Below are 12,233 nucleotides of genomic sequence, written 5' to 3' on the forward strand. Positions count from 1 at the left end.
CTGTCGTCAGCGCTGAGCTTCGGTGATGCCGAGGAGCTCGAGCGGATGGGTCAGGCGCCACCACGGGCTCGGGGCATCGACGTCATCGGCGAGCGACAGCGACGTCGTCACCGTGTTCAACGGTCCTGAGCTCGTCAACGTGCCGACCTCGTCGCCCGACTCGCGGTTGTCGCCCAGGGAGAAGTCCGTCGAGGCCTCGGCCATCGCGCCGTTCCACAGCACGATGTCGGCGTCGGCATCCGTCACCACATCGGCGGTCGCGCCCCACGGCGTCGTGACGGTGCCGACGACCGTGCCGGCCGCGACAGCGGGGGCCTGCTGCTCCAATGCCGTCTCGACCTGCGAGAACAGCGAACGGGTCTGGGCGAGGCGCTGCTCATCGTCGGCCTGCCCGAGAACCGACGCATAGAGGTGCACGGTCGTGTCGTCGAGCGTGATGACCTTCGCGGTCAGCAGGTTCCAACTGTCGCCGAGCGTGCCGGTCTTAACTCCGACCACGCCAGGATCCGCCAGCATCCCGTTCGTGTTGACCACTGTGCCGGCGCCCGGAAGATCGACAGACGGAGTGCCGACGATGCCGGCGAACACGGGGTTCTGCATCGCCAGTTCGGCCAGCGCGACGAGCGACTCAGGCGTGGCCGTGTTGCGGGCGTCGAACCCCGATGGGGTCACGATCGTGATGCTGTCGAGGCCACGGTCGCGCAGCCACACCTCCGCCGCAGCGGTGAACGCCGAGGGGGAGCCCCAGATCTCCTGAGAGAGACGGTCGATGTAGTTGTTCGCCGAACCGAGCAGCGTTCCCTGCAGGAGCTGGAACTCGGTGAGAGTGCCGCCCACGGGCACGTCGAGCGCCGACTGGTCGGAGCGGCGGTAGTCCCAGTACGCCAGGTTGTCCGCCCGCGTGAACGAGAACTCCGGGCCCTGCTCGCCCACGGCGAGAGGCATCCGATCGAGCACCATCAGACTCGAGACCACTTTGGTGACGCTCGCGATCGCCGCCGCATCGAGCGATGACGACGTCGTGCCGATGCCGCCGATTCCCACGGCGGCGCTTCCCTGGGTGGGCCAGGTGATGGCGGCTGCGGGCGCGGCGACCGTGGAGAGCTCCACTGCCTGCACGGTCGGCGCCACCTCGTGCAACGGCCACAGCATGGCCGACCCGACATAGGTGCCGAGCAATCCGACGAGAACGCCGAGCGGGACCAGCACGCCGGGGCGGGTGATCGCCGGGCGCAGATGCGCTCCGGTCAGAAGTGCGCCGCCGCTCGCGGCGGGAGGCGTGTCATCGAGCGCCTCGGTTGCCGGGTGCCGCGCCACTTCGACCGCGTCGACCCACGTCAGGGGCGTCCCACCGCTGGCGCCCTCTGCCCACTGGGCGTGGGGAGTCGTCTCGGGAGTCTCGAGAGCCGCCTCGAGAGCGATGAGTCCGGGGGCGTCGTCAGCATCTGATCTGGGTGCCGCATCCGTCGTGCCGGCCGACGAGACGTCGGCATCAGGAAGCGCCGCAGTCGAACCGGCGGGCTCCGACGAGTCAGCCGCGGCACCGGCAGGCGCTGACGCATGAGGCGCTGTCGCATCGGGCGTCGACGCATCGCCCGCAGGAACGGCGGAGGCGGTGGCCTCGGCGGAGTCAGGAGCGGTCACCCCCTCACGGTACCGAACTCGCGCAGGGATCAGTGTCGCTGCAACAGGAGCAGACGTGAGTGTCGTCACTGGGTAAGATCGTCAGAACAACCACGGGAGTCCGGCGAGCCGGGCTGAGAGGGAGCGAATCGCGCTTCGACCGTCGAACCTGATCTGGGTAATGCCAGCGCAGGGAGGAGTCACTGATGAGTACATCCACGTCCGGATCCACCACGGAATCCGCAGCCGTCTCGCGCGCCTCGAAGGGCCTCGGTCGCCCTGAGCTCTGGCGCTGGCGGGTCGTCGACATCGTCGTCGCCAGCGTCATCGCCGTCGCGTGCGCGCTGATCTTCCTGCTCTGGAACGTCGGCTACGAGGTGCCCAGCAGCATCCTGAAGCCGCTGCTCCCCGGCGTGCAGGGCCTGCTCGCCGGCCCCTGGCTCATCGCCGGTGTGCTGGGCGCGCTGATCATCCGCAAGCCGGGCGCCGCGCTCTACACCGAGCTGGTCGCCGCGATCATCTCGGCCCTCGTCGGCAACGCCTGGGGTCCGCTGACCATCGTCTCGGGCCTCGTGCAGGGTCTCGGTGCCGAACTGATCTTCCTCGTGTTCCTCTACGGCGTCTGGCGTCTGCCCGTCGCGATGCTGGCGGGTGCCGGAGCGGGACTCGCGTGCGGCATCAACGACCGCATCCTCTGGTACGCCGGAGCAGACACGCTCTTCACGACCATCTACATCGTCTCGACCACCATCTCGGGTGCGGTGATCGCCGGACTCGGCGCGTGGCTGATCGCCCGAGGACTCGCGGCGACGGGAGCCCTCAGCCGGTTCGCCGCCGGCCGCGAGGTCACCGCACGGGTGTGAGGTCGCCCACGACGCCCGCCACCCTCGAAGCCCGCGGCTGGGGATGGCGGTACGCGACGCGACTGCGGTGGGCGGTGCGCGACGTCGACCTGCGCATCGAACCGGGCGAGCGGGTGCTGCTGCTGGGGGTGTCGGGCTCGGGCAAGTCGACCCTGCTGCAGGGGTTCGGCGGGGTGCTCGGAGGCGCGGACGAGGGCGAGACGCACGGAGGGCTGCTCGTCGACGGCGTGCCGCCCATCCAGGCGCGTGGTCGAGTCGGCATGGTGCTGCAGGACCCCGACACGCAGACGATCCTCGCGAGGGTCGGCGACGACGTGGCATTCGGCTGCGAGAACCTCGGCGTCCCCCGCGAGGAGATCTGGCAGCGGGTGCGCGCGGCGTTGGACGCCGTCGAGCTCGATGTCGCACTCGATCGATCGACGGCCGCGCTCTCGGGAGGTCAGAAGCAACGTCTCGCGCTCGCCGGCGTGCTGGCGATGCGACCGGGCGCGATCCTGCTCGACGAGCCGACCGCGAACCTCGACCCCGAAGGAGTGCAGGACGTGCGGGATGCCGTCGCCGCCGCCCTCGACGCAACGGGCGCTACCCTCGTGGTGATCGAGCATCGCATCGACGTCTGGCTGCCGCTCGTCACGCGGGTGATCGTGCTCGGCGCCGAGCCGGAGGGCACGGTCGTCCTCGCCGACGGGAGCCCTGAGCAGGTGCTCGGCGCGCGAGGGGCCGAGCTCGCGGCATCCGGTGTGTGGGTTCCCGGCCACCCGCCCGCCGTTCCGCCCGCGCCGGCGCACCAGCCGGGGGAGTCCCTCCTCGAAGCGCGCGGCCTCACGGTCGCTCGGCGACGGGGGCTCGCGGTCGCCGGGCCGTTCGATGTCGAGGTTCGCGCGGGCGAGGTGCTCGGCGTCACCGGCGCGAACGGCGCAGGAAAGTCGACGCTCGGTCTCACGCTCGCAGGGCTCATCCCCGCCGAGGACGGCCGGGTCGCGGCTCTGCCCGCGCTCGCCGCCGGAGAGAAGCCCGACCCCTTCCGCTGGTCGTCGCGCGCGCTGCTCACCCGCATCGCATCGGTCATGCAGACTCCCGAGCACCAGCTGCTCGCGAAGACCGTGCGCGACGAGCTGTCTGTCGGCCCTCGGGCTCTGAAGCTCTCCGACCCCGAGATCACCGCTCGTGTCGACGACCTCCTCGAACGACTGCGGCTCAGCTCGCTCTCCGGGGCCAACCCGTACACGTTGTCCGGCGGGGAGAAGCGGCGGCTCACGGTCGCCGCGGCCCTCGCCACCCGGCCGCGGATGCTGGTGCTCGACGAACCCACCTTCGGGCAGGACGCCACGACCTGGGCCGAACTCGTCGGCCTGATCGCACGCCTGCGTGACGAGGGCACGGCGATCGTGGCGATCAGCCATGACGAGGCCGTGCTGAAGGCCCTGCATGCGCGGCGCCTGGAGGTCGGCCGATGATCGATCCGCTGACCGCCCGCATCGAGAGACCGGGGCCGATCGCCCCTCGCTCAGCGCTCGCGAAGCTCGCCGCGGCGCTGCTGATCGCGCTGCCGCTCGTGCTGACGATCGACGTCGTCTCAGCATCCGTCGCCCTGCTGCTCGAGATCCCGCTGCTCCTTCTCGCCGGCCTGCGGGCCAAGGAGTTCTGGACCCGCACCGCCGTGCTGTGGATCGCAGCGCCGCTGAGCGCGGTCACCATCGCGCTCTACGGCGCGACCAGCGGAACGGTGCACTTCGAGTGGCTGGTCATGCGCGTCAGCGACGGATCGCTCGCCCTCGCTGCAGCGACCGCCGTGCGCGTTCTCGCGATCGGGCTGCCGGCCGTGGTGCTCTTCGTCACGGTCGATCCCACCGATCTCGCCGACGACCTGGCTCAACGGGTGAAGCTGCCGGCGCGGTTCGTGGTCGGCGCGCTCGCGGGGATGCGGATGCTGGGGCTGCTCGCCGATGACTGGCGCGCACTGGCACTCGCGCGGAGGGCTCGCGGCGTCGCCGACGAAGGGCGGGTTCGCCGAGCTCTCGGCATGGCCTTCGCGCTGTTCGTGCTGGCCATCCGACGCGGATCCTCCCTGGCCACCGCGATGGAGGCCCGCGGCTTCGGCGGCACAGCGCCCCGCTCGTGGGCGAGGGAGTCGAGGTGGGATCGGCGGGACACGGTGCTGGTCGTCGTCGCGGCGGTGATCCCGGTGGTGGCGATCGTTGTGGCTGTGCTCACCGGTGCGTGGAACTTCATCCTCGGCCCGACCGCCTGAGGCGCACGAACGACAGACCCGCAGCATCCACTCAGCTTTCTCATAGCTGGAATGCCGATGTATTCGCTAGCATCGAGTGAACCCAAGGGGAGTACTCCACCACGGGCGGCTCGTCATTACGGATGTCCCTGCATCCCGGGTCCCCGGTTCTCGTTCTCGAGGATGGAGAAGACCTTGGCGTCGACATCGTCACGCCTACGTCTTCTGGAGACCTCTTGAACATCACGCCTCTCGTGTGGATCATCACGATCGCCGTCACGATCGCCTTCTTCGTGTACGAGTTCTTCGCCCACGTGCGAAAGCCCCATGAGCCGACCATCGGCGAGTCCGCCCGCTGGTCTGCCTTCTACATCGGCCTCGCGCTGCTGTTCGGTGTCGGCATCGGCACCGTGTCCGGCTGGACCTACGGCGGCGAGTACTTCGCCGGGTACCTCACCGAGAAGGCGCTGTCGATCGACAACCTCTTCGTCTTCCTGATCGTGATGACCGGCTTCGCCGTGCCGCGCATCTATCAGCAGAAGGTGCTGATGATCGGCATCGTGATCGCGCTGATCATGCGCGGTGGGTTCATCGCCCTCGGCGCCACGCTGATCGAGAACTTCTCGTGGATCTTCTACCTCTTCGGCGCCCTGCTGCTGTTCCTCGCCTACCGACAGGCCTTCGCGCACGGCGAGTCCGACCCCGCCAACGGCCGCTTCATGCGGTTCGTACGCCGTGTCCTGCCGGTGAGCGACGAGTACAACGGCGATCGCCTGACCGTGCAGCGCGACGGCAAGCGCTTCTTCACTCCGATGTTCCTCGTGATCATCGCGATCGGCTTCGTCGACCTGATCTTCGCGGTCGACTCGATCCCCGCGATCTACGGTCTGACCGAAGAGGCGTACATCGTCTTCACGGCCAACGCATTCGCCCTCATGGGTCTGCGTCAGCTGTACTTCCTCATCGGCGGTCTGCTGCAGCGCCTGGTGTACCTCGCCCAGGGTCTCGCGGTCATCCTCGCCTTCATCGGCGTGAAGCTCGTGATGCACGCCCTGCACGTCAACGAGCTGCCGTTCATCAACGGCGGCGAGCCGCTGCTGTGGGTGCCCGAGATCCCGATCTGGTTCTCGCTGGTCTTCATCGGCGCGACCATCGCCGTCGCCACCATCGCGAGCCTCATGAAGACGCGACGCGATGACAAGCGCACCGCGCTCGAGACCGAAGCCGCAGCTGCGCTCCCCGGATCCTCGGATGCCGACTCCACGGTGTCCTCCGCTTCCTCCTCCGACACCGGCACCACCCACACCCAGAAGGAACACTCGTGAACCAGTCGCGCCGCTCCGACGCGTCCGCAGACCCTGACAGATCCGGCGCCCGAATGACCTCGGGCACCCCCGCACCTCGTGAGGTGACCCGCTGATGGGCGACCTCGCGGTGAACATCGCCCTGGTGTTCGTCTTCGTCCTCGTCGGCGGCGTGTTCGCCGCGACCGAGATGGCGCTCGTCACGGTGCGTGAGAGTCAGATCAACGCGATCGCCGCCCGCGGCAGACGAGGTGAGAAGGTCGCGAGCCTGGCTCGCAACCCGAACACCTTCCTCTCGGCGGTGCAGATCGGCGTGACGGTCGCCGGCTTCGCGTCGGCGGCATATGGTGCGACCTCGATCGCCCCGTCGGTCGCGCCGCTGCTCGAGAACCTCGGCGTCGCGGCGCCGCTGGCCTTGACGCTGGCGACCGTGCTGCTGACGCTGGTGATCGCGTACCTCTCGCTCGTGCTGGGCGAGCTGGTGCCCAAGCGCCTCGCGATCCAGCGCAACGCGCAGTTCGCGTACGCCGTCGCGCCGGTGCTCGACGGCTTCGCCACCGTCATGCGGCCCGTCATCTGGCTGCTCTCGGTGTCGACGAACGCCGTGGTGCGCCTGCTCGGCGGCGATCCGCACAAGGCCGCCGACGAGCTCAGCGAGGAAGAGCTGCGCGACATCGTCGCGACGCATCAGAGCCTCCCCGACGATGAGCGACGCATTCTCGACGACGTGCTGTCGCTGCGTGGCCGCCAGGTGAGCGAGGTCATGCGGCCTCGTCCGGAGGTCGTCGCACTCGACGGTGCGGCGACGCTGGCCGAGGCGATCTCGCAGGTCAGGGAGCTGCCGTTCTCGCGGTACCCCGTGATCGACGCTTCGCTCGACGACATCGTGGGCTTCGTGCACGTGCGCGATCTCTTCGAGGCCGCAGCCGACGACGCGACGCGCGAGGTGCTCGGCCTCATGCGCCCGGTCGAGTACGTGCCGTCGACCGCGGGCGTGCTGCCGACCCTGACCCGCATGCGGGCGGCCGGGCACCAGATCGCGGTCGTCGTCGACGAGTACGGCGGCACCGACGGCATCGTGACCCTCGAGGACCTCGTCGAGGAGGTCGTCGGCGAGATCTTCGACGAGTACGACACGGAAGATCGGATGCAGGATGCCGGCGGTGCTCTCGACGGGCGTCTGAATCTGCAGGACTTCGCCGAGATCACCGGCATCGCCCTGCCCCGAGGCGCGTCGGACACGGTCGCCGGTTTCGTGACCGAGATGCTCGGGCGCCTCGCGGTGGTCGGCGACTCGGTCGAGGTGCCTGGGGCGACGATCCGGGTCACTGCGGTCGATCGGCGACGGATCGCCGAGATCCGGGTGGTTCTGCACGAGGACGTCGACGTCGATGCCGCCGCGGATGCCGATCCGGGCGCCTCTGCGCCGAAGGGCTGAGGCTCAGGTCTCGTTCCAGAGTCGCCGGTAGTACTCGAGCCGCTCCCGATCGGGGGCGATGCCGTAGGCCTCGATGAGCACGTCGGCCCAGCCGGGACCGAAGTTCCACTCGGTGCTCATCGAGGCGACGGCGATGTCGGCCCAGCGGTCGGCAGTGCCGAGCGCGGCGAGATCGACATGTGCGAGCGGTCGACCGGCATCGTCGAGCAGCGTGTTCGGCATGCACGCGTCGCCATGACACACGACCAGCCTGTCGGCGGGCGGCGGCTCGCGCAGATCGGCGGGCACGGTGACGCCCCGCTCTTCGGCGTTCGCGATCCTCCAGGCCGGGTCCCACGTCCAGGGGCACTGCTCGACGGGCAGCGAGTCGTGCATCGTCCGCAGGGCTGCGCCGACGGCGCGCACCGAGGTCTCCGGGTCGTCGATCCAGCGGTGGTCCACCGCACTGCGGCCGGGCAGCGCGACGGTGACGAGCCACTCGTGAGTGGCGTCCTCGCCCTGATCGATCACCTCGGGAACCGTGATCCAGCGCCGTGCCCACCGCATCCGCTCAGCCTCATCGCGCATGTTCGCCTCGGCGTCGTGCGGCCCCCACTTGATGTAGCGCCCAATGTGACCCCGCCGATGCCGTTCAGCCACACCGGCGTCAGCGTGGCGCCCGCGGCCAGGGATCGCACGATCGGCGGGATGTCCGTCGTGGCGGATGGGATGCTCATGGGTCGCTCACCTCGTGTCTGAACGTATATCGGAATGCACGTATTTTCCCGGTTCTCGGAGGCCATGCGCGGTTAGTGTCAGTCCCGGTCGCCGTCGGCGGCCGCATCATCCATCCCACTCGACACCCAGAGGTCTTCGTGCGCGTTTCGTCTCGGTCGCAGTGGTGGCGGCGGCACGGCAGCGATGCCGACGCCGCCTCGTCCGCATCCGAGGGCCCCGGTCCGGGCGCCGCTCAGGCTACCGCGTTCGGACTGCCGAAGGCTCCGGCGATCTCGTCGCAGGAGTCCGGTGAACGGGATCTCGACCAGTTCGTGCAGTGGATCTGGAGTGAGGACGCCGAGTCATCGGTGCCGGCATCCGCATCCGCGCCCGACGACACCGGCGCACGCATCACCATAGAGGAGCAGTACAACATGAGTTCACTTGACGACGCCCTGCAGCAGCTGCTGGCCATCGAGGGCGCCACGGGCGCCGCGATCGTCGACTACGGCAGCGGAATGGCCCTCGCCCAGGGCGGCAACCCCTCGTTCGATCTGGGGATCGCCGCGGCCGGCAACTCGAACGTCGTGCGCGCCAAGCTCGCGACCATGAGAGACCTCGGGGTCACCGACGAGATCGACGACATCCTCATCACCCTGAGCTCGCAGTACCACCTGATCAACGTGCTCAACGCCACCGGCGCAAGCGGTCTCTTCATCTACCTGGTGCTCAACAGCGCGTCGGCGAACCTCGCGCTCGCACGTCACAAGCTGAAGGGCATCGCCGCGCAGATCGAGGTCTGATCTCGCGAGTCGCCTGGAAGGGGCGGGGCCATGACGGCTCCGCCCCTTCGGCGTGCGCGGCGTAGGCTCGGGATCGACACTGTCGATGGATGCCACACTCCTGACGTGTCGCCTGAAACTCGGAATCAGCTAAACTGACACTGAGTCGCACACGTTTCGAAGGAGAACCGCATGCAGATCCAGGGCTCGAGTGCTCTCATCACCGGCGGTGCGTCCGGTCTGGGCCTCGCCACCGCACGAACCCTCGCCGCCGCGGGCGCCGTCGTCACGATCCTCGACCTGCCGTCCTCGGCCGGAGCCGAGATCGCCGACGAGCTCGGCGGAGTCTTCGCGGGCGGCGACGTGACGAGCGCCGATGACGCCGCCGCGGCCGTCGCCGCAGCTCAGGCGGCAGCGCCGCTGCGCATCGTGGTCAACTGCGCCGGCATCGCCCCGCCGGCCAAGGTGCTCGACCGCGACGGCAACCCCGCGGTGCTCGCCGACTTCGAGCGCATCGTGCGCATCAACCTCGTCGGCACCTTCAACGTCCTCTCGCAGGCATCCGCCGTGATCGCGAAGAACGAGCCGACAGATGAGGGTGACCGCGGCGTGATCGTGAACACCGCGAGCGTGGCGGCCTTCGACGGTCAGATCGGTCAGCCCGCGTACTCGGCATCCAAGGGCGGCGTGCACGCGATGACCCTTCCGGTCGCTCGCGAGCTCGCCCGCTACGGCATCCGCGTCTGCACCATCGCCCCCGGCATCATGGAGACGCCCATGCTGATGGGCCTCCCGCAGGCCGCGCAGGACTCGCTCGGCCAGCAGGTGCCGTTCCCCTCGCGCCTCGGACGCCCCGACGAATACGCCGCCCTCGTGCAGCAGATCGTCGAGAACGGCTATCTCAACGGAGAGACGATCCGCCTCGACGGCGCGATCCGCATGGCACCGAGGTAGACCCCTGCGGCGTTCGAATCGGGCAACTCACCCGATTCGAGCACCGGATACAGCAATTCACGCGATTCGAAACGAGAAGGCGGCCGATGAGCACACTGGCAGGCAAGACCATCCTCATGTCCGGCGGGAGCCGCGGCATCGGCCTCGCGATCGCGCTGCGTGCCGCGGCCGACGGCGCGAACATCGCGATGCTCGCGAAGACCGACACCCCGCACCCCAAGCTCGAGGGCACAGTGCACTCGGCGGCCGAGCAGATCAGGGCAGCCGGCGGCCAGGCGCTGCCGATCGTCGGCGATGTGCGTGACGACGACGACATCACCGAGGCCGTGATGAAGACGCAGGGCGAGTTCGGCGGCATCGACATCGTCATCAACAACGCGAGCGTCATCGACCTCTCGCGCTCGCTCGACCTCGGCGCGAAGAAGTACGACCTCATGCAGGACGTGAACGTGCGGGGAACCTTCATGCTGTCCCGCGCGGCGATCCCGATCCTCAAGGACGCGGAGAACCCCCACATCCTGTCGCTGTCGCCGCCGCTGAACCCCACGCCGAAGTGGCTCGGCGCGCACACCGGGTACACGCTCGCCAAGTTCGGCATGACCATGGTGACGCTCGGCCTCGCGTCGGAGTTCGCCCGTGACGGCATCGCCGCGAACACCCTGTGGCCGCGCACCACGATCGCCACCGCCGCAGTGCAGAACCTGCTCGGCGGCGACAAGGTCATGGCCGCGAGCCGCACGCCCGACATCTATGCGGATGCCGCCTACGCCGTGCTGCTCAAGCCCGCGGCCGAGTACACCGGCCAGACGCTGATCGTCGAGGACGTGCTCGAAGCCGACGGCGTCACCGACTTCTCGCAGTACGCCGCCGTGCCGGGAACCCCCGACGACCGGCTGTTCCCCGACATCTTCCTCGACTGAGGCGCTCTCGCTCCGGCGGGCGGCTCAGAACAGCAGGTAGACGGCGCCGGCGATCGTCAGGACGATCACGATGCGGTCGAACAGCACCTGGTTCATGCGCTTCGCCAGCCGGACGCCGGCCAGTGCGCCGAGCACGACGAGCGGCGCGAGCACGGCATCCATCAGCAGCACGTGCCCCTCGAACAGGCCGACTCCCGCGAGGAACGGGATCTTGACGAGGTTGATGATCGCGAAGAACCAGGCTGAGGTGCCGAGGAACACCTGCACCGGAGTGCGGGTCGCGAGGAAGTACATCGACATGACCGGGCCGCCGGCGTTCGCGACCATCGTGGTGAACCCGCCGAGCGTTCCGTAGACGCCCGAGAGCACGATGCCGCCGGGCGCGGGCGCCACGGCATCCGCCCGATTCTGTCGCCAGCGGCGCCACAGGGTGACGGCGATCATCGCGAGCAGGATCACCCCGATCGCTCGTCGGACGATCCCGTCGCCCGCGATCGCGAGGAACGCGAAACCCGCCAGCAGCCCCGCGAGCACGGCCGGCGCCAGGCGCAGCAGAGTCGGCCAGTGCGCATGGCGGCGGTAGGTGATCAGGGCGAACACGTCGCCGACGATGAGCAGCAGGAGCATCGCGGCGGTCGACGTGCGCGCGGGCAGCACGGTCGCGAACAGGGCGATCGCCAGGATGCTGCCACCGGGCAGCGCGGTCTTCGAGATGCCGATCGTGACCGCGGCGAGGCCGAGCGCGGCCCACGCCAGGGGTGCGAGTTCGATCACATCAGCGTCGAGCGGCGGCGAGCGCTGCAGCGAATCGAGCCGAGCGCTGCTCGATGTCGGCCCAGTCGGAGGCGGCGAGCGAGGCGCCGTTCGCCAGGTCGCCACCCGCGCCGACGGCGACGGCACCGACGCGGAACCACTCGGCGAGGTTGTCGGGGCTGACGCCGCCGGTCGGCATCAGCGGGGCGTCGGGGAAGGGCCCGCGCAATGCGCCGAGGTACGAGGGGCCGCCGAGCGAGGCGGGGAAGATCTTGACGACATCCACGCCGAGCTCGAGCGCGCCCATGACCTCGGTCGGAGTCATCGCGCCGGTCATCACGACGCGGCCGGTGTCGAGCATCGCGCGCGTCAGCGAGGGGAGGGTGCCGGGACTCACGAGGAACTCCGCACCGGCGCCGGCGGCGAGTGCGGCTTGCGCGGCGGTGGTGACGGTGCCGGCGCCGATGTATGCGGCATCACCGTGGCGAGCGATCAGCTCGCGGATCACGGCGGGGGCGTCGGGTGTCGAGAAGGTCACCTCGATGCCGGTCACGCCGCCGCGGATGATCGCCTCGGACGCCTCGAGCGCGAGCTCGGGGGAGGACGCGCGGAGCACGGCGAGGACGCCGGTGGCGCGGGCGCGGGAGAGACGGTCGGACATCGGTGCTCC

General features: G+C 69.4%; 12 protein-coding genes and 1 riboswitch. Of the genes, 8 read left to right on the forward strand and 4 right to left on the reverse strand.

Translation table 11 applies throughout. The features are described 5' to 3' along the window. Window positions 1-6: 6 nt before the first annotated feature. Window positions 7-1,644, reverse strand: coding sequence for a D-alanyl-D-alanine carboxypeptidase family protein (locus tag RU09_RS13335; protein ID WP_052492978.1), 1,638 nt, complete (start codon window positions 1,642-1,644; stop codon window positions 7-9). An 82-nt stretch (window positions 1,645-1,726) separates the two neighbouring features. Continuing rightward, a riboswitch (TPP riboswitch) is annotated at window positions 1,727-1,836 on the forward strand. On the opposite strand from RU09_RS13335, the gene RU09_RS13340 reads away from it, so the two are divergent. The 5 genes from RU09_RS13340 (at window position 1,830) to RU09_RS13360 (ending at window position 7,458) form a co-directional block, all read left to right on the forward strand. Further along, window positions 1,830-2,486, forward strand: coding sequence for an ECF transporter S component (locus RU09_RS13340; RefSeq protein ID WP_042541329.1), 657 nt, complete (start codon window positions 1,830-1,832; stop codon window positions 2,484-2,486). (Overlaps the previous riboswitch by 7 nt.) After that, complete coding sequence (locus tag RU09_RS13345) at window positions 2,483-3,943, forward strand: ATP-binding cassette domain-containing protein (protein WP_231567589.1); 1,461 nt, start codon at window positions 2,483-2,485, stop codon at window positions 3,941-3,943. Before RU09_RS13340 ends, RU09_RS13345 begins: the two co-directional genes overlap by 4 nt. Then, window positions 3,940-4,737, forward strand: a complete 798-nt coding sequence (locus RU09_RS13350; RefSeq protein ID WP_042541330.1) for an energy-coupling factor transporter transmembrane component T family protein — start codon at window positions 3,940-3,942, stop codon at window positions 4,735-4,737. Before RU09_RS13345 ends, RU09_RS13350 begins: the two co-directional genes overlap by 4 nt. A gap of 215 nt (window positions 4,738-4,952) precedes the next feature. Then, entirely contained in the window at window positions 4,953-6,041 is a 1,089-nt protein-coding gene (locus RU09_RS13355; RefSeq protein WP_042541332.1) for a TerC family protein, read from the forward strand. Between the two features lie 94 nt (window positions 6,042-6,135). Further along, entirely contained in the window at window positions 6,136-7,458 is a 1,323-nt protein-coding gene (locus RU09_RS13360) for a hemolysin family protein (RefSeq protein WP_042541333.1), read from the forward strand. Between the two features lie 3 nt (window positions 7,459-7,461). Here the strand turns inward: RU09_RS13360 and RU09_RS13365 are convergent, their stop codons facing one another. Beyond that, window positions 7,462-8,097: an aminoglycoside 3'-phosphotransferase gene (locus RU09_RS13365; protein WP_331452362.1), complete on the reverse strand. Its 636-nt coding sequence runs from the start codon at window positions 8,095-8,097 to the stop codon at window positions 7,462-7,464. A 215-nt stretch (window positions 8,098-8,312) separates the two neighbouring features. Here RU09_RS13365 and RU09_RS18965 point away from each other — a divergent pair, with 215 nt between their 5' ends. The 3 genes from RU09_RS18965 (at window position 8,313) to RU09_RS13380 (ending at window position 10,810) form a co-directional block, all read left to right on the forward strand. Then, on the forward strand, window positions 8,313-8,957 hold the full coding sequence (locus tag RU09_RS18965; protein WP_231567590.1) for a hypothetical protein: 645 nt from the start codon (window positions 8,313-8,315) through the stop codon (window positions 8,955-8,957). 171 nt (window positions 8,958-9,128) lie between these two features. Continuing rightward, window positions 9,129-9,890 carry an SDR family NAD(P)-dependent oxidoreductase gene (locus RU09_RS13375; RefSeq protein WP_042541334.1) on the forward strand — a complete coding sequence of 254 codons (762 nt, stop codon included), beginning with the start codon at window positions 9,129-9,131 and terminating at the stop codon, window positions 9,888-9,890. 86 nt (window positions 9,891-9,976) lie between these two features. Continuing rightward, window positions 9,977-10,810, forward strand: a complete 834-nt coding sequence (locus RU09_RS13380; protein WP_042541335.1) for an SDR family oxidoreductase — start codon at window positions 9,977-9,979, stop codon at window positions 10,808-10,810. 24 nt (window positions 10,811-10,834) lie between these two features. On the opposite strand, the gene RU09_RS13385 is transcribed toward RU09_RS13380, so the two are convergent. Together RU09_RS13385 and RU09_RS13390 are read right to left on the reverse strand one after the other, a co-directional pair. Further along, window positions 10,835-11,584, reverse strand: a complete 750-nt coding sequence (locus RU09_RS13385; RefSeq protein ID WP_042541336.1) for a sulfite exporter TauE/SafE family protein — start codon at window positions 11,582-11,584, stop codon at window positions 10,835-10,837. Between the two features lies 1 nt (window position 11,585). Next, window positions 11,586-12,224: a bifunctional 4-hydroxy-2-oxoglutarate aldolase/2-dehydro-3-deoxy-phosphogluconate aldolase gene (locus RU09_RS13390; protein ID WP_042541338.1), complete on the reverse strand. Its 639-nt coding sequence runs from the start codon at window positions 12,222-12,224 to the stop codon at window positions 11,586-11,588. Window positions 12,225-12,233 lie beyond the last annotated feature (9 nt).

The organism is Microbacterium sp. MEJ108Y, from assembly GCF_000834175.1.
GTDB classification, from domain to species: Bacteria; Actinomycetota; Actinomycetes; order Actinomycetales; family Microbacteriaceae; genus Microbacterium; species Microbacterium forte.